An 18,078-nucleotide genomic window follows, 5' to 3' on the forward strand; every position below is an offset into this window, starting at 1 on the left:
AATACATTTAATTTTAAAGCCCTGATGAACAGATTTCAGTAGATCAGGGCTTTTTTTATGGCATCAGTTTTAAGGTAGAAAACCATCCATGGCAACCGTTGGCTTACCAGAATCGTCAAAAGCACCCAGTTTATAACCACTCCAGCTGTTGTAAGATTGTGGCTCCCAATAGAAAACGCCCAATCCCTTATTATTCGGCAATGATTTATTCTTGGCAATCAGATCTTTAATGAAGGCTTTACAGGCCACAGCCTCCGAAACCGGCATTCCTAATTCGCAAATCATCACTTCTGATCCATAACGTGTAACCATATCGGTCATATTTGCCAGGCATTGTGTATTCTTTGCCGACCAATCTGTTGCCGAGGGGTACATAGACATGCCCACTACGTCCCATTTTGCGCCATTATTCTTCAGTCCATCGAATATCCACCTAAACAAACTGTTATCATACCCGTTAGAGATATGTACCACTACTTTTGTTGCCGGATTTACCGCCTTTACTCCGTTGTAGCCGGAAAGTACCAAATCTGCAAAGTTCTTCATATTTACTGATGCCTTACCCTCATTCCACAGCATCCCGTTATTGGTTTCATTACCCACCTGTACCCACTCCGGAATAATTTTGTTCGTTTTTAAAACGTTTAGTACCTCTACCGTATGATTATAAACAGCGGTTTTTAAGGTGGCAAAATCATGATTTACCCACGCGGCAGGCTTATTTTGTTGCCCCGGATCTGCCCAGGAATCGCTATAATGAAAATCGATCAGCAACCGCATATTCATTGCCTTTGCCCTTTTTGCTTTGGCCAGAACATCTGCTGTATTGCAGTAGCCCGAAGCCGGATTTACCCAAACCCTGAGGCGAATGGTATTGATGCCCTTATCTTTTAATATTTTGAGTAAGTCCTGCTGTTCGCCAGCAGCATTATAAAACTTCTTTCCGTTGGCCTCCATTTCTGTTAACCAACTTACATCGGCACCCAGTGCATAGGTTCCTACCGGATCTGGTAAGGGGTAAATTTGTGTTTCGCCTTTTACTGATTTTTTGCAACCACTGCCCGTTAAAATGAGTAATAAAATCAGGCTTAGCCATTTCATGCTTTTCAATTCTATTTTTGTTAACATTGCTACCTTATTTAATTGAATATGTATAGTTTCCATCACCTGCACTCAGATCTAAAGTAACGGTGAAAACGCCTGTTTTAGTAACGGGGATATTAATACCGCCCCAGGTAGGTGCTCCTGCAAAAACCAGCGCACCACTTCCATCTACCTTATAACTGATATCGTAACCACCATTTGCAGTAAACACAAATGTTTTTCCTGCTGTTAATGCTACATTAGCGGCTACCCATTTCATGGTAGTGGCATTGTAAATCAGTGGTGTAGCTGAGGTACTCCAACCATTATCATCACCAGAAATAAAGAACTTAACTGGAGTATACGTTATCGTCAGCGCATCTACATCGGCATTTACCTTCATGTAGGCAGGTGCTGGTGTAAGGTATAAATTACCTCCGGTAAGGCTCATGGTTGTTGATGTTCCGCCCCAGCCATAAACTTTAGATACATCTTTGGATGATACCAGCTGAAAGGCATCACCTCCGTACCCATCGGCATTTGGCAGGTTTAAATAACCTTCATACTTGCCATTAAATTTGGCAGAGGTTAACACAAAACCATTGGATCTGGCTGCAGGAGTTTTCCACGAATTACCACCCTTAACTATAAGCGCTGGGTATTCTATGGTTGCCTTGTAAGGGTTTACCGTCATGCTGAGGCTCGAATAGATGGGTTTAATGGATGAACCTGCACCTGTATTTTGCGTTACTTCTGCCTTTAACCTGATGGCCAGGGTGCTGGCCACACCGGTTGGCAACATGAGCTGATTGGCTAAAAGAGAATTAAAGTCTGCACCTAAATAGGTTTTTGTCAAGGTACCTGCCGGAAGTTTTACCACAACGGCATTTGCCCAGGCGTTTGCACCCGTAGTATCAGCGGGCAAATCAAACTCCAGTGAATAGGTAGGCACTACCTGAACGCCGAATTTTGCAGCATTAAAACTAAAAGTAACCACATTGGCAGCATCTGTAGCAGCTGTTAAAACTACGTTTGCAGCAGAACTTTTAAAGGCCAGTGAACCTGCACTTGGTGGGGCAACTATATTCTTGCTTGCCTCTTTCTTGCAGCCTAGAAACAAGGCAACAAACAGAAAGGCATGTATGATTGGAAAGGATATTTTTTTCATTTTGTTAAGGATTAATAGCCTGTATTCTGACGAAGATTAGGGTTAGCCGAAAGATCGGTTGGTGGCAATGGAAAAAGATTGTATTTGGTATTTACTGACGTACCTGCCCTAACACCACCTTTCCAGGCCCATAAATAGGCTGCTGTGGTAAACTTACCAAAGCGGATTAAATCTGTTCTGCGGGTAGCTTCATACCAAAGTTCACGCCCGCGTTCATCTAAAATAAAATCTATTGTTAAGGCACTCGAAGTAATATTCCCAGCCAAACTACCATTGTATGCCCTTGTACGCAGTTTATTGATGTAATCTAATGCAGTTATTAAATTGCCTCCAGAACCCCCACGTAAAACCGCCTCAGCATAGGTGAGATAGGTCTCTCCCAAGCGAAAAAGTGGAAAATCGATATCAGAAAAGTCTTTGGCTACATCCTGGTGAGGTGCCGGGCCACCAGATCTGGTTTTGTTCCTGAACTTTGTACTGGAATAGCCATCATTGGATACATAAAGATCATTTACTTCCAGGTTCTGTCCTGTCATGTAAAACTGTGCCCTGGTATCTGTTAAACCAGTTTTATCGGTAAAAAGATTGACAAACTGCTGGGTAATCCTCAGTCCGCCCCAATCGCCGTTAGAGCCCGAAACGTCTGCCGGAACATGTGCCGGACCGTGCATCAGGTAGGTTGTACCACCAAAATTTTGAGTGCTGGTACCATCGTAGTTAATGGTAAAGATATTTTCATCGGTATTTAAATGATTATCGGCTATGGTGAGCTCACGGTAATTGCTATGGAGCGTATACCCTGCAGTGATAATCCTGTTGCAATAGGTGATGGCATCGGTATACCTGGCCGTTCCAGTATATACTTCAGCGTTTAAATAAATTCGGGAAAGTAAAGCCCATGATGCTGCACGGTCTGCACGGCCATATTCATTTGCTTTTGGTGCTGCTAAATCATTTTCTATGGCTTTAAGTTCTGATTCAACATAAGCGAACAAATCTTTACGGGCAATCTGTTTAGGCAAATCTTTTCCCCCAATCTCGGTAGTTTCGGTTACCATTGGCGGATTACCATAAATATCCATTAGCACCGCGTATTGGTAAGCCCTGATGAAACGCGCTTCGGCCCTAAATCTGCGTACCTGATCGGCATCAGCACCCACAATCCCTCTTTTGCTTAGGTTATCGTCTGATGACTGATTAATAAAATCGTTGCAAAGCGTGATCTGGAAAAATGAACGATAGTATAAGCCGTTGATGATGGAGTTGATGGACGACCAACTTAATTCGTGCAATCCCTGGATACCCGCATCATTCTGCCATGACCATACCGCCTCATCGGTAGTCAGTTCTTGTAAATTCCAGTATAAGCGCAAAAAATCTGAGTTTCCCTCATCTTTAATTATCTCTGCCGGAATATCGCCCTGCCCAACAGAGGCATTTCCTGTTAACGCAAAGGCACCGTAAACCTTTGCTAAAGCTTGTTTGTACCCTGCGGCCGAGGTATAAACCTTATCGGCTGTAAGATCGTTAGTGGGTACAAGATCCAACTTGTTGCACGATGAAGTAATGATCGCTACTGTACAAGTCAGCATAAATAGTTGTAAGACACGTAGTTTCATATATTTTTTGTTAAAGCAATCCATAATCTTAGAAATTAACATTTAGGCCCAAAGAGAAAATACGGGGTCTTGGATAGATGTTATTATCCACACCTGAAGATACTTCCGGATCTAATCCCTGGTAATTGGTAATCACAAATACGTTCTGTACACTCGCAGTCAGCTGTAAATTTGCCCTGGTTTTTAAGATCTTTCCGAAAGCATATCCCAGATTAACATTATCCATTCTCAGGAAAGAGGCATTCTGCACATAATAATCGCTAAGCAGTTGCTGCGCTTTAAAATTTGTAGTGAGGTAGTTTGGCGAAGCATTTAAAATGACTGCCGTACCCAGGATCTGGTTTAAATTACCGCTCTGGCTGTAGTTATTGTTATAAACATAGTTACCCAGATTGGCTCTTAGCGTAAAAGATAAATTCCATTTTTTGTAGCTCAAATTATTGCTAAAACCCAGGAAGAGCTTGGGGTCTGCCTGCTTTCCTTTTTTGAAATCACTTTCATTAATTATCCCGTCGCCATTTTGGTCTACATAAACACCTTCTATTGGATTGCCGTTACCATCATATGTTTGTTCGAATAAGTTGAAAGTGCTTTTCGGCCCGCCAACGGCATTAATGAATGCATTCTGACCGCCTACTCCACCTGCAATGGTTCCACTTGGGAAACCAGCATAATTTGGATCATTCGGTACCACGGTTAAATTGGTAATGGTATTTTTGTTGTAAGTAGCATTGAAACTGAAATCCCAGTTAAAATCCTTTTGCTTTACCGGGTTAAAGCCTAAAGTAAGCTCAACACCCTTATTTTCCATATCGCCTACGTTGATAATGGCATTGGCTGCAAAATTTGTTCCCGCCGGCTGAGGAATCAGGTTTAATAAATCGCTGGTCTTCTTTTGATAAAAATCTACACTACCGGTAATGCGGTTATCTAATAAACCGAAATCTAAACCAATATTTGTAGTAGCAGTTTCTTCCCATTTAATATTAGAAATGTAAGCACTTGGCCGATACATCTGATAGAAAGTATTGCCAAACTGATAAGAGGCGTTTAATGAACTCAGACCGTAGGTAGACATATAACTGTAATTACCAATACCGTCCTGCTGTCCGGTTATACCATAACTGGCACGTAATTTTAATGCCGAAATGGTTTTATTTTCCTTTAGGAAAGATTCATTTTTAACAGTCCAGGCTAAGGCTACCGATGGGAAAACCCCATACTTAAAGGCTGGTCCAAAGCGAGAGGAACCATCGCGACGGATTGTACCTGTTAACAAAAACCGATCATCATAGGTATAATTTAATCTTCCGAAATAAGAAATCAATCTGTATTGGGGCTTATTAAAGGCAAAAGCGGGATCAGAATTGGCCAGTTTATTTCCGTAAGCATCAAAAACAGGATAGTAATATTGGGTAGTTAAATAATCGTTGTAGGAGTAACCAGCTGTTGCATCTACCCTACTTTTAATTGATTTAAATTCTTTAACATAGTTGAGGTAAAAATCAAGAACTGTATTCCGTCTGTTTTGCTTGTATTGATTGTTTACACCATTGCTTAAAATAGATTCTGCGGCATTTGGATCTACATAAACCGTTCCCTTACCTGTTGCTACATCGTAAGCAGCATTTAAGTTGGCGTGCAACTCGGGCAGGAAATGGAATTTATAATCCAGCTGAACGTTACCGATACTACGCATAGGCTTGGCCCTGTCTTCTCGTTGCTCCAGTAAACCTACCGGATTACGGCCTACCAGGTTAACCAATCCTGTTGGTGTACTTGCATCTAACCATTCCCAATATCCATTATAATCTGACCTGTTGGTATAAGTGGCTTGTGTTGGATCGAAGCTAACTGCCCCACCAATGGCAGAGGTATTGGCAAAACGTGTTTTCTGTATACTTCCCTTTAGGTTAACATCCAGTTTGAGATGGTTATCGAAAAATCGGGGATTAAACACTACCGCAGCAGATGTTTTCTCCAGCTGATCGGTTCTTAATACGCCTGTTTGGTTTTGGTAACCGATAGATAAACGGTAAGGGAGTTTTTTCACTCCGCCACTAATGCTGATATTGTTATCTGTAGAAAAGCCATCCTGATAAATCAGATCCTGCCAATTGGTATTAAAGCTACCCAACTGTGCCTTTTGTGCAACCGTTCCCTTGGCGTTTACAATGGAACGGATTTCATCGGCACTTAACACATCAAGTTGTTTGGTTAGTTTAGAAACCGAGTTAACCGAGTTGAAACTTATTTTCAGGGCATCGCCCAAACCTTTTTTTGTGGTGATGATAATTACGCCATTCGCAGCTCTGGCACCATAAATTGCGGCTGCCGAAGCATCTTTTAATACGGTGAAACTTTCAATATCATTTGGATTGATAAAGCTTAAGGGATTAGCTGCTCCAGAAACACCCCCATTTTCTAATGGTACACCATCAATAACAAACAAAGGATCGTTACTTGCATTTAATGAAGAACCACCACGAATACGAATGGTACTTCCGCTTCCGGGTTGCCCGCTATTGGAAGTAATGGCTACACCCGAAACCTTGCCCGATAACATTTGCTCTGGCGTGCTGATGCTTCCCTTCTGGAAGTCCTTAACACTCACCACTGCTACCGAACCTGTTAAGTCTTGTTTTCTGGTGGTACCGTAACCCACAACTACCACATCGTTTAAAGTAGATGCGTCTTCATTTAAGGTAACATTCAGTGTGGTGCTTACAGACACCGGGATTTCCTGCGTTTTATAACCTACTGAGGTAAATTCTAAAATTCCTGCCCTGGCCGGAACCTTAATCGTAAATTTTCCTGATCCATCTGTAGAGGTTGCAATAGTAGTTCCCTTTAACCTCACGCTTACTCCCGGCAGACCCAAATTGTCGGGCGCAGTTTTCACTACTCCCGTAATGGTAGCCTGCTGTGCAAAAAGATATCCGGTGCTAAAGATCAACAGTAAAAGCATTACCGTACGCTTGTTACTCTTGAGAAAAGATGTAAAAATGTGCATATAATATATGGTTAGAATTAACAGTACAAATCAAGTCTATTTCTATATTTTCCACTTGTGCTATCGTTCATTTTTTTAGTGCTATCTGACTTTTATCTTGCTCAAATGCCCGTTAATTGCATTTCCACCTCTTTTGTAAAATAAAACGCATAACTTTATACGCCCTTAAAAATTTAATGACTGTACTATCCAAAACACTGCTGTTTTTCTTTTCGCTGCTTGTTATTGAGCACGCGGCTGCGCAAGATTTAAAGTTCAGGCACATCAGTTTAGAAGATGGTTTGTCTAACAGCACTATCGAATGTATCTTTCAGGATCATCGTGGGTTTATCTGGTTTGGTACGCGAGATGGCCTGAATAAGTACGATGGAAACCAGATTACGGTGTTCAAAAACGATGGAAAAGCAGGCAGTTTAAGTGACAATTTCATCAGGTGTATTTTTGAAGATAGTAAACACAGGCTCTGGGTAGGTACCTCTGATGGGCTGAACCGGTTTAATGCCGAGAAGAACAACTTTACCGCATACAGGGCTAAAAAAGGAAATAGAAATACCATTACTGCTATAGGAGAAACCCAATCGGGTGTTTGGATTGGCACCAATGGTGGAGGCCTAAATCTGCTAGACCGAGATACCGACACTTTCAGTCCTTACCCCTTCCGTTTAGCTATAGGCGCAAACAGATCTGCATTTATCCAGGCCTTGTATACCGAGCCCTCTGGAAATATTTGGCTAGCTACAGCGGCCGGAATGCAGGTACTAAACCCCAAAACAGGCATTTCCCAACCCATAAAAGGATTGGAGAAATATACCATCAGGGCAATTAAGAAGGCTGATGATGGAACTTTCTGGTTCGCAACAGAGGAAAGTGGGCTCATCCGTTTCAATGCTGCATCAAATTACATCAAAGTATATCGCTATCAGGGTAAAAACAAAAACAGCATTGGAAGCGACCTGGTGAGGGCAATTGCTTTTGACCGGCATAAAAAGTTATGGGTTGGTGGTATTAATGGTGGCCTGGATATTTTAGATCCCGTTTCTGAACAATTTAGCCATTATCAAAACCAGCCTGGAGATGCCTCCAGTTTATCGCAGCGAACGGTATCTTCCATTTTTGTAGATAGGCAGGGGAACTTATGGATTGGTACGCACCGCGGAGGAGTAAACCTTTATAGTCCACAAGCAGAGAAGTTTAAATTATTTCGCCAGGAGCCCAATAGAAACAGTTTAAGCTATAACGATGTCAGGGCATTCTGCGAAGATGACCGGGGAAATATCCTGATTGGTACGGATGGTGGCGGGTTAGATCTCTATAACCAGGCCAGCAATACCTTTAAGCACCACCGAAATAACCCTTTTGATGCTAAAAGTATTGGAGCAGATGCCGTGCTGGACATTACGCAACTCCGTAATGGAAAAATTTTTGTTGGCACCTGGGCTGGCGGGCTAAACTTAATGAATAAGGATGGTTCTTTTACCCGTTATAAACACAGTGCAGCTCCAGGTACAATCTCTTCAGATTATGTACAGAAAACTTTTGAAGACAGCAATGGAAACATTTGGATTGGAACGTACTACGGAGGATTAAATCTTTTCGACCAGCAAACCGGGCAGTTCAAGCGTGTAGAAACAGGGAAAAACGGCACTAAACTGAGTGGAAACAACATAGTTTCTATTGCTGAAGACCGGCAAAAAAACCTCTGGATTGGAACCGATGACGGTGGGCTTAACTGCTATAACCTCCATACACAAACCTTTAGCCATTACTTTACCAAGGGAGGTAAACTACCTGATTTAAGGATTATATTTTTAGATAGCAGAGGAGATTTGTGGATCGGGCAAACGGGGCTTTATCGGTTCGACCGGACAAAAAACAGTTTTTACCTGTATACCAGCAAAGCAGCACTGAACACTGAATTTATTAAAGGTATTACTGAGGATGATAATGGGAATTTCTGGATAGCAACCTCACAAGGATTAACCCAATTTAATCCCCAAACCTATAAATTTAAAAAATACAACACTGGTGATGGTTTGCAGGGACTTGAATTTGAGACCAATTCTTACCTGAAGACTAGAAAGGGTGAAATGTTTTTTGGTGGAGTAAACGGTTTCAACTCTTTTTATCCGGATGATATTGAGACGAATAGATTTGCTCCTCCAGTTTATATCACTGAGTTTCAAATCTTCAATAAGAAGATCAGCCCAGGTGAAGGATCTGTTTTGGAAAAAGACATCAGCTATACGCAGGAGATAGCGCTTGATTATGATCAGGCCACCATTTCTTTCCGTTTTGCGGGCCTAAACTACGTTTCTAGCGAGAATAACAATTATGCCTACAAATTAGAGGGTGAAGATAAAGACTGGATCAGTGTTGGAAATGTGAGGCAGGCTTTTTACACCAACTTAGATCCGGGAAGCTATACCTTTCGGGTAAAGGCATCCAATAACGATAATGTATGGAACAATGAGGGAACAGCGATAAAAATTTTAATTTCTCCACCCTTTTGGTCTACCTGGTGGTTTAGGATTTTTGCTGCTGTACTGGTATGCTATACGGTTTATTTGGCCTTAAGCTTTAGAAGAAAGTTAGAACTAAGAAAAATTGAGGAAGAAAAACGGGAGGAAATCCATCAAACACAGCTTCAGTTTTTCACCAATATATCACATGAATTCCGTACGCCGCTATCCCTCATATTGGGCCCAATTGAGCGTTTGCTTAAAGAAGACGGCAGGGAATCTTTTTTGAGTTATTACAACACCATCCACAGAAATGCCAATCGCCTGTTAAGGTTGATAAATGAACTGATGGATTTTGGTAAAACGGCCACAGGCGCTTTAAAACTGAATGTGAGCAGCGGAAACCTGAACCTGTTTATTGAGGAGATTGCAGAAGAGTTTTCAGAGATGGCGCTAGAGAAAAACATTGGTTTTGTTGTTGAAAAAGAGAACCTCCCCACTGATATCTGGTTTGACAGGCAGGTTATCGAGAAAATTATACTCAATCTGGTAAACAACTCCTTAAAGTATACCCAATCTGGTGGTAAGATGAAACTTCAGGTACTCAGCTCATTGGAAAATTTTTCACCTGCATTTGAAAACAGGATTACCATCAAAAGCGATTATCAGGCGAGTGCCTACATCTATTTCAGGGTTATTGACAGTGGTATTGGCATTTCCAAAGAATCTATTGAACACTTATTTGAACGCTATTACCGAATAACAGAAACCCACCTGGGATCGGGCGTTGGATTGGCATTTGTAAAGAGCCTGACGCTACTGCATAAAGGATTTATTGATGTTTCCAGTGAAAGAAACCAGGGCACAGAAATTATTATCGGCATTCCGGCTAAGCGCACAGATTACACTTTGGAAGAACAGTTTAGCCAAAATGCAGCGCCTGGCGGTACAAGGTTAGAAAGCATTAATTACAATTCGGAAATAGTAGTTAACAAACCCTTAATTGAAGAAAAAACCGAAAGACCTGAAACTACAATCCTTATTGTTGATGACAATGAAGAATTAAGAGCTTTTTTAAGAGAAACCTTAAGCCCATATTATAAAATCATTGAGGGTACCGATGGTAATTCGGGGTTAGACCAAACCAGAAAAGCATTACCCGACCTGATTATCAGCGACGTGATGATGCCCGGAATGAGCGGTACGGAATTTTGCAAAATGGTCAAAGATGATATGGAGATCAGTCATATTCCCTTTTTAATGCTAACAGCCAAAAATGGCGTTGAAGCGGAAATTGAGGGTGCCATATCTGGTGCAGACCTCTATTTCACTAAACCCATTAACATCGACTTGCTACTCATAACCATCAAGAACATATTTGAGCAACGGCAGAAAGTAAAGGATCATTACCAAAAAGACAAGGAAACCGATCCACGGGAGCTGGCCTATTCGGAGAAAGATAGAATTTTCATTACTAAACTGCAGGCGATTATTGATGATCAGATGATTAATCCAGAGATGGACATTGATTACCTGTGCAGGGAAATTGGTATGAGCAGAACGAAGGTTTACCAGAAGATAAAAGCCATTACCGGGCAATCTATTGGTGAATTTGTGAGGTCTGCCAGGTTAAGGAAGGCTGTTGAAATCATGAAATCTGAGGATGTGCTGCTCACGGAAGTGATGTATCGAATAGGTATTCAAACACAATCCTATTTCACCAAGGCTTTCAAAAAAGAGTTTGGAGTTACACCCACTGTTTATTTGCAAAAAAATAAAGGTAAGGCAGAATAATATTTAAGGATAACCAAATGATGCTGTCCAGTAGTTATGGCTAAAGCCAAAGCCTGCTTCTCTGCTCGCACTATCCATCATTGCCTTGCAATGGCTAACACTGTTTTTCCAGGCTAAAAGCACGACTTCTGGGTTAACATATCCCCGTCCAATATTTTCCGATCTAAAGTGCCCTTGGTAGCCTGCTTTCGCTGCCCGTTCTGCAGGAGTAGTTCCCTCAGGCGATAAATGGTCGAAATAAGCCCGCTGATACATATCCAGGACATGTTTGGTAGCCGCAGCCCCCAATTGGCTATTTAATAACAAAGGTTCAACCGGAGGCATATAATCGGCTCCGCACTGGCAGCCATTTAATCGGAGCTGATTAATTTTTTCAAGTAAAACATCACTGTTCAGCTCGGGAATATCAATTTCATCCTTTTGGCATCCCGTAAAAAGCAGGCATACCAGCAAGGCCATCAGCCAGGAATTTCTATAAGGGTGCCCTATTTTCATAATTTAAAAGAAAAGGAGGCAGCCAATATCTGCCTCCATATTAACTCTACCAACACAAAATTAGAAAGCCCGCTCTCTGCCCAGGTAAATATTCTTGGCGGTATATAAGGTATTTCCAGCCGGGCCTGGCGAGCCGCTGTCTCCTTCCATCTGCATATTAATAATTAACCACATGGGCTTATTTACCGAGTTGCTCATTACATGTCTGGCCACCCAGGCATTATCGATGTAATAATGACACTCTACATCTGTGGCATTGATTTTATTGTACCAGCATTTATAATTGTGGTAGTTGCCGGCATTTGAAACATTGGTTAATTTATTCTCCCAACCACCATCGTAGGTATTCTGCCAGTTGGTGGTGCTTCCCTTAAACTCCATAATATCACTTTCGGGCGGCCATGAATTAACGCCTGTAATCCAGAAAGCCGGCCAGGTTCCCCTCACTGTAGGTACAGCAAAATCGCCGCTAATGGTATAGCTTGGAAACTGGTCATTGATTAGTATCTGCTGTTTAGCATGGCAGGCACCAGAATTATACCAAATGGCTACATTCGTAAAACCATTGGCAGTACTGTTACCAGGAGAGCTACTGAGCCGCGTTGCTTTAATGGTTAATACTCCAGCACTTAAGGAAAGCTGATTGTGATTGGTTGGACTTCCAACCATACGGGCGGAACCATTGTGATCGGTACCCCAGGGATAATTGTAATTCCATGCGGCTTCAAAACTACTATAACTGGCCAGCGAGTTTCCATCAAGTAAGGTCTCCCATGCCCGTACTTCCCTTTTTTCTGTTTGCTCTGCTTCTGCATCTTTTTTACACGACAGGAATGCCAAAGAAAGACACATGATCAATAGCATTGATTTCATTTTTTGATTGCTCATTGTTTTAAATTTTGGTAAATATTTGGTTATTTATAACTGATGGTGTGTTAACCAAGCAGTTTTATCGTTACTATAATTGCTATCTCAGCAACCTATAGTGCATACTTCAGCCTTACTATCGTCTACTTAAAGCACATTAAATGAATATTTAATTAGCAATACACGTATTCAAATGTAGCTATACACAGTATGATTAATAGGGGTATAAATAGTAAAAATGCAGGGGTAAATTAACAATGTGTATTAAATATAAACCCATCGTATAAACTTTATCCATGATCTCTTAAAAGCAGGATATCCGGGCATTCCGTTGATAAAATAATAAGGTAAGCCAGATAATTTTATGAAAAACTTAAAAAGCTCCAATCATAAATGTATCTTTGTTGCATTGAAGGCTAGAAACAATAAATATCGAAAAACCAGCTTCATCCAGATTTGGGCTGCTTTGCTATTGGTCTTGTTTTCCAGCGTCTTTCTTTTTGAAAGTTTACACCATCACGATCAGGATTGTACCAATACTGAAAAAGTACAGGCGAGTTCACAGTTAAAAATCGCCAAAATAAAGTGTAGCTTTTGCGAACTGATTAAGCACCAGTCGCATCATTATATTGTCCCAGAAAACGACTTCATTTCAGTAAATACGGATGTTCCACAAAGCGGTCTATCCTTTTATAGCATAAAATATCCCCTGGCCTATATCCTTGCTGCGACCAATAAAGGACCGCCCAGCATTTAGCCTAAAATTCCAAAAGGGATTTTTTTAAACCTGTATTCTAAATTAGATTATCATCAGGAAGCTCAACCTGACTACGTTGAAGAGGTTAATTGATTAATGATCTAACCTGGTTCAATGAGTAGACATGTTTGGGCCACATCTTTTTACTTTTTATTTTTTTATGCTTCAAGCTATTTCACTATCCAAAAATTATGGATCGTATCAGGCATTAAAGCAGTTAAATCTTACTGTAAATGCAGGAGAAGTTTACTGTTTGCTTGGCCAAAACGGTGCCGGAAAAACGACGACAATTAATCTCTTCCTGGGTTTCATAACCCCTAGCGAAGGAAAAATCCTGATCAATAACGAAGAAGTTTCGGCAGCAGATGACTTGCGCAGGCAGCACCTTGCTTACATCCCGGAGGTGGTTATGCTATATGGAAACCTCAGTGCAATTGAAAACCTTAACTACTTTTCAAGGCTGGCAGGTTTTGAGTATACCGAAGACAAGCTGATTGATTTCCTGAATGCCTGTGGTTTACAGGCTAGCGCACACCGCAAGCCTCTTGCTGGTTTTAGTAAGGGCATGCGCCAAAAGGTTGGTATTGCCATTGCCGTGGCCAAGGATGCCAAAATCATATTAATGGACGAACCCACCAGTGGACTAGATCCTAAGGCAACAGCAGAATTTACCGAACTGGTGAAAAAGCTGGCCAGTGAAGGCAGGTCTATCCTCATGGCTACGCATGATATTTTTAATGCGGTGAGTTTGGGTACCCATATTGGAATTATGAAACAAGGAACATTAATCCACACCCTTAAAGCAAGTGAAATTTCTGCAACGGATCTTCAGGAGCTTTACTTACAAACCATTTAACTCAACCATTTAATGTATCACCTATATATATCCCGCATTATCTTGCGGACAGGCTTTCTGTTTTTGATCTTCTCGCTATTCACTACACTTGCCATGGCACAGGTTAGCGTGAAGGGAAAAGTAACCGATAAACAGGGCAATGCCATTCAAAAAGCGACCATCAGATTCAAAAGCGGTAAGGATTTACTTCATACCAGCAGTGACACTTCAGGGAATTTTGCAATCATACTCTCCAAACCCGGCAATTATCACATTACCCTATCTGCTATAGGCTTCAGCACTATTTCCGAATCTCAGGTAATCACGGAAACCGGAGAGCAGACATTAAATACCTTTGTTATGCCTGTTTCCAGTGAAGAACTTCAAACGGTAGAGATTGTAGGTACCAATGGAAAAAAGTACTATGGAAACTATTCTTTTTCGGCTACTAAAACCGCTTCATTAAACAAGGATATTCCTCAGGCTATTGCTTCCATATCTAAAGAATTAATTGCCGACAGGCAAGCAGCCGTATTAGCTGATGCGATAAAAAATGTAACCAGTGTATCTCAGAGCAGTTTTTATAATCAATTCGCCATCAGGGGGATTAATCAGAATGAAGAAGGCGTAATTATAAATGGTATGCGTACGCGCCAGTATTATTTTAATCAACCCTTAACCAGTAACCTGGAGCGTATCGAAGTGATAAAAGGCCCTGCTAGTGCAACCTTCTCCAGCGTTGATCCCGGGGGAAGCATTAATCTCGTTACCAAAAAACCCCTTGCGCAAGACCGGAAGGAAATCAGCCTGTCTGGAGGAAGTTTCAGCACTGTGCGTGGCGCACTGGATTTTACTGGTCCGTTGAATGCGGATAAAACCCTCCTTTACCGACTTAATCTGGGATATGAAGACAGCAAAAGCTTTAGAGATTTGCAATACAGAAAAGGATACATCATTGCACCTTCCTTTTCTTACATTCCCAATGACCGAACAAGCCTAAATGTAGAAGCGATCATAAACAACAGCAATTCCAGATTAGATCGCGGTCAGGCCATATTTGGCGCTGTTGCAGGCCAGACAGATTTGAATAGCACGCCCATCAGTTTTAATATGGGCGCCAGTAACGACAGGTTTAATTCTCAAGACCTGATGCTGATGGCCAATCTTGCCCACAAAATCACGCAGCACATCTCGTTTAATGTTGCTTATATGAAACAGAACTGGACGGAAGATCTGCTGGAGCACCGTACCAACAATGCCTTTGCTGTAGACGAAAATAATCAGCCAATACGAACATTGGCCGGTATGATTGCCGTTCAGCGTCAGCAAAAATTTAGCACCGACAACCTCAGTACCTATCTGAGTATCAACACCCATACTGCTGGTCTGGAACATAAAATTGTAGTGGGTTATGACCGCATTTCAACCCAAAAACTTAGAGGTGGTGGTACAAATACGGCCCAGGGCTACCGCTTAAAAGACGGAACAGTGGTTGCCAGATATGATGCAACAAAAAAAGATTTATACCAAATGACAACTGTTAATGGGGTAAGCGCCCCCGTACCTAACGTGGAGCATTTTAACCTCTCCAATCCTGTTTACACCCTCAAAAACTTAAATGATTACGTGTTTACGAAAGTGGAGATATTGCCCGCCTATTATCTGGTAAACGGCGTATACCTGCAAGACCAGATCAAATATGATAAGGTTACGCTTACGCTGGGTGTTAGACAAGAATGGTACGAAGATTACAGTAACTATAAGCTCGTTACGGAAAAGAAAATATACCAGCATAAACTATTGCCAAGAATTGGAATTACCTATGCGGTAACCGGCAACATTAATATCTACGGTACTTACCTTCAAGGGTATCAGCCACAGGGCAATACCTCGAGTCTGGTAATTGTTCCTCCGCCTGCAGGAACAAATTTTAAACCTTTAGAGAGTAATCTTAAAGAAATAGGTGCTAAGTCTGAGTGGCTTGGTGGCAACCTGATGGTTAACCTTTCTTTATTTGAAATTAACCAGAAGAACCTTTTAATGAATGCCAATGACCCCTTAGATGTTAACCGTTTGGTTGAACGTGGCTCGCAACGCAGCAGGGGAATAGAAGTAGAGTCATCAGGCTTCATCAGACCAAACTGGCAGTTTAATGTAGGCTATAGTTATGTTAAAGCCATAGTTACCAACGATTTTAATCCCGCGGTAGTGGGTAGCAGGGTACAGAATACCCCAGAACACAGTGCCAGTTTATGGACGCGATACAACCTGGAATCAAAAAAACTCAATGGATTTGGTATTGGAGCCGGCGTACAGTTTAGCGGAAATAAACTCCCTTTGTACATCAGAGACTTTCTCCTTCCGGCTTATACTATATTTGATGCGGCCTTGTACTACGCTCCATCATCGTCAAAAGTTCAGCTCTCTATGAATATCAATAATATTTTAAACAAGACATATTGGGTTGGCGCACAGAATTACCTGCGTCTTTTCCCTGGTACTCCACGAAATGTAATGTTTAATGTAACGTATCGCATATGAAATCGGGAATCATTTTTACCATAACAAAACACACTTATAAAACGGCATTCGCTAACCGGGCAACATTCGCATTAACACTGTTGTTAGGTCTTGCACTTTGTTTAGCCACCTATATAGGCTGGCAAAATTTTAAGGAACAGAACAACCAGCGCCTGCATTACAAACAACTGGTTAGGAAGCAATGGCTGGCCAAACCCGATAAGCATCCTCACCGGATGGCGCACTACGGGTACCTTGCCTTCCGAGAAAAGCACGAGCTTAGCTTTTTTGATTTTGGCATTGAAAGTTTTGCCGGAGTTTCCATTTTCCTGGAGGCACACAAGCAAAATACTGTAAATTTTAGCGAGGCTGGATTTTCTAACGGCATGCTCCGCTTTGGAGAAATCAGTATTGCCATGGTATTGCAGCTTCTGGTACCACTACTCATCATTTTTTTGGGCTACGATTGCATTTCTGCCGAAAGAGAGTCGGGAACACTTAAAATTCTGCTTTGTCAGAATGTAAGCTGGAAGAAGTTATTATGGGGTAAAACATGGGGCATCATTGGTGTTGCACTCACGATATTTATTCCCTTAATTCTGCTAACCATTCTGTTGTGGGCACAGCTTAGCGATTGGAAAATTGGAAGCGATGCGACTTTGCGATTAATTACCCTGATTATCAGCTACGCCATATACTTCTTCATTGTTTCGGCCATAACCGTGCTGGTATCTGCCTTTCAGCGCAGTTCCAAAATAGCCCTTACCGCGCTACTATCGGGATGGATATTCTTTACTATACTCATTCCACGCATTTCACAGGCTATTGGCACTAAGATATACCTTTCACCCTCTAAAATAGAATTTGCAGATGCAATTTCCAATGATGTTAAAAAACAGGGCGACAGCCACGATCCCAATGATCTGCATTATGCCGCCATTAAAGATTCGCTACTCCGCAAGTACGCTGTGGATGATGTTAAAAAGCTTCCATTTAATTATGGCGGCTACATCATGGCTGAGGGTGAAAAAATCACTTCCCAAATTTATAGTAGCCACCAACAGGCACTAAATAAGACTTTTGAGCAACAGAACAGCGTAATGGGCATGGCAGGGCTATTTAACCCCTACCTGGCACTGAAACAAATTTCTATGGCGCTAACGGCATCTGATTTTAACACCTATATCAATTTCCAAAAACAGGCAGAAAATTATCGATATGGGCTTGCTCAGAAGATGAACAAACTCCAGATTGATAAGATCAGCAACATCGCCCCTGGCGAACATGAAAAACCCCTATCCATTAACCGTGCAAACTGGGCAGAACAACCCGATTTCAATTATCAGTTTGATACCCTGGGAGAAGTAATACCTAAGGAGTTACTGTCTTTGCTGTCTGTTTTTATTTGGTTAATGGCCAGTATACTTTTACTTCAATATTCATCAAGGTGGATTAAAACTATATAACG

General features: G+C 41.6%; 11 protein-coding genes. 5 read left to right on the plus strand and 6 right to left on the minus strand.

What is annotated here, in order from left to right:
• Positions 1 to 69: 69 nt before the first annotated feature.
• From BMX11_RS02500 to BMX11_RS02515, 4 genes are read right to left on the minus strand one after another with little or no spacing between them, the layout of a single operon-like run.
• Positions 70 to 1,128: a glycoside hydrolase family 53 protein gene (locus BMX11_RS02500; protein WP_090881205.1), complete on the minus strand. Its 1,059-nt coding sequence runs from the start codon at positions 1,126 to 1,128 to the stop codon at positions 70 to 72.
• Positions 1,129 to 1,135: 7 nt separating this feature from the next.
• A complete protein-coding gene (locus BMX11_RS02505) occupies positions 1,136 to 2,251 on the minus strand; it encodes a SusE domain-containing protein (protein WP_090880898.1) in 1,116 nt (371 codons plus the stop codon).
• A gap of 11 nt (positions 2,252 to 2,262) precedes the next feature.
• Positions 2,263 to 3,870 carry a RagB/SusD family nutrient uptake outer membrane protein gene (locus BMX11_RS02510; RefSeq protein ID WP_090881208.1) on the minus strand — a complete coding sequence of 536 codons (1,608 nt, stop codon included), beginning with the start codon at positions 3,868 to 3,870 and terminating at the stop codon, positions 2,263 to 2,265.
• Positions 3,871 to 3,898: 28 nt separating this feature from the next.
• Positions 3,899 to 6,883, minus strand: coding sequence for a SusC/RagA family TonB-linked outer membrane protein (locus tag BMX11_RS02515; RefSeq protein WP_090880901.1), 2,985 nt, complete (start codon positions 6,881 to 6,883; stop codon positions 3,899 to 3,901).
• Positions 6,884 to 7,059: 176 nt separating this feature from the next.
• Here BMX11_RS02515 and BMX11_RS02520 point away from each other — a divergent pair, with 176 nt between their 5' ends.
• Complete coding sequence (locus BMX11_RS02520) at positions 7,060 to 11,136, plus strand: hybrid sensor histidine kinase/response regulator transcription factor (RefSeq protein ID WP_090880904.1); 4,077 nt, start codon at positions 7,060 to 7,062, stop codon at positions 11,134 to 11,136.
• A gap of 3 nt (positions 11,137 to 11,139) precedes the next feature.
• On the opposite strand, the gene BMX11_RS02525 is transcribed toward BMX11_RS02520, so the two are convergent.
• A complete protein-coding gene (locus BMX11_RS02525; protein WP_090880909.1) occupies positions 11,140 to 11,631 on the minus strand; it encodes a CAP domain-containing protein in 492 nt (163 codons plus the stop codon).
• A gap of 60 nt (positions 11,632 to 11,691) precedes the next feature.
• The gene (locus BMX11_RS02530) at positions 11,692 to 12,519 is read right to left on the minus strand and encodes a glycoside hydrolase family 16 protein (protein ID WP_090880912.1); all 828 of its coding nucleotides are present in this window, start codon (positions 12,517 to 12,519) and stop codon (positions 11,692 to 11,694) included.
• Positions 12,520 to 12,862: 343 nt separating this feature from the next.
• Between BMX11_RS02530 and BMX11_RS02535 the strand changes: the two genes are divergently transcribed.
• From BMX11_RS02535 to BMX11_RS02550, 4 genes are all read left to right on the plus strand, one after another.
• On the plus strand, positions 12,863 to 13,255 hold the full coding sequence (locus BMX11_RS02535) for a hypothetical protein (protein ID WP_090880915.1): 393 nt from the start codon (positions 12,863 to 12,865) through the stop codon (positions 13,253 to 13,255).
• Positions 13,256 to 13,415: 160 nt separating this feature from the next.
• The gene (locus BMX11_RS02540; RefSeq protein WP_090880918.1) at positions 13,416 to 14,111 is read left to right on the plus strand and encodes an ABC transporter ATP-binding protein; all 696 of its coding nucleotides are present in this window, start codon (positions 13,416 to 13,418) and stop codon (positions 14,109 to 14,111) included.
• A 12-nt stretch (positions 14,112 to 14,123) separates the two neighbouring features.
• Positions 14,124 to 16,631: a TonB-dependent receptor gene (locus BMX11_RS02545; RefSeq protein WP_090880921.1), complete on the plus strand. Its 2,508-nt coding sequence runs from the start codon at positions 14,124 to 14,126 to the stop codon at positions 16,629 to 16,631.
• Positions 16,628 to 18,076, plus strand: coding sequence for an ABC transporter permease (locus BMX11_RS02550; RefSeq protein WP_090880924.1), 1,449 nt, complete (start codon positions 16,628 to 16,630; stop codon positions 18,074 to 18,076). The genes BMX11_RS02545 and BMX11_RS02550 overlap by 4 nt, the downstream gene beginning before the upstream one ends.
• The last annotated feature ends 2 nt before the right edge of the window (positions 18,077 to 18,078 follow it).

Origin of the sequence: Pedobacter rhizosphaerae (assembly GCF_900111155.1) — a bacterium.
GTDB classification, from domain to species: Bacteria; Bacteroidota; Bacteroidia; order Sphingobacteriales; family Sphingobacteriaceae; genus Pedobacter; species Pedobacter rhizosphaerae.

Bases quoted from the DNA above. Each gene is read 5' to 3' on its own strand.
- BMX11_RS02505 (WP_090880898.1), bottom strand. From the start codon at position 2,251: ATGAAAAAAATATCCTTTCCAATCATACATGCCTTTCTGTTTGTTGCC.
- BMX11_RS02530 (WP_090880912.1), bottom strand. From the start codon at position 12,519: ATGAGCAATCAAAAAATGAAATCAATGCTATTGATCATGTGTCTTTCT.
- BMX11_RS02500 (WP_090881205.1), bottom strand. From the start codon at position 1,128: ATGTTAACAAAAATAGAATTGAAAAGCATGAAATGGCTAAGCCTGATT.
- BMX11_RS02545 (WP_090880921.1), top strand. From the start codon at position 14,124: ATGTATCACCTATATATATCCCGCATTATCTTGCGGACAGGCTTTCTG.
- BMX11_RS02525 (WP_090880909.1), bottom strand. From the start codon at position 11,631: ATGAAAATAGGGCACCCTTATAGAAATTCCTGGCTGATGGCCTTGCTG.
- BMX11_RS02515 (WP_090880901.1), bottom strand. From the start codon at position 6,883: ATGCACATTTTTACATCTTTTCTCAAGAGTAACAAGCGTACGGTAATG.
- BMX11_RS02510 (WP_090881208.1), bottom strand. From the start codon at position 3,870: ATGAAACTACGTGTCTTACAACTATTTATGCTGACTTGTACAGTAGCG.
- BMX11_RS02540 (WP_090880918.1), top strand. From the start codon at position 13,416: ATGCTTCAAGCTATTTCACTATCCAAAAATTATGGATCGTATCAGGCA.
- BMX11_RS02535 (WP_090880915.1), top strand. From the start codon at position 12,863: ATGAAAAACTTAAAAAGCTCCAATCATAAATGTATCTTTGTTGCATTG.
- BMX11_RS02520 (WP_090880904.1), top strand. From the start codon at position 7,060: ATGACTGTACTATCCAAAACACTGCTGTTTTTCTTTTCGCTGCTTGTT.
- BMX11_RS02550 (WP_090880924.1), top strand. From the start codon at position 16,628: ATGAAATCGGGAATCATTTTTACCATAACAAAACACACTTATAAAACG.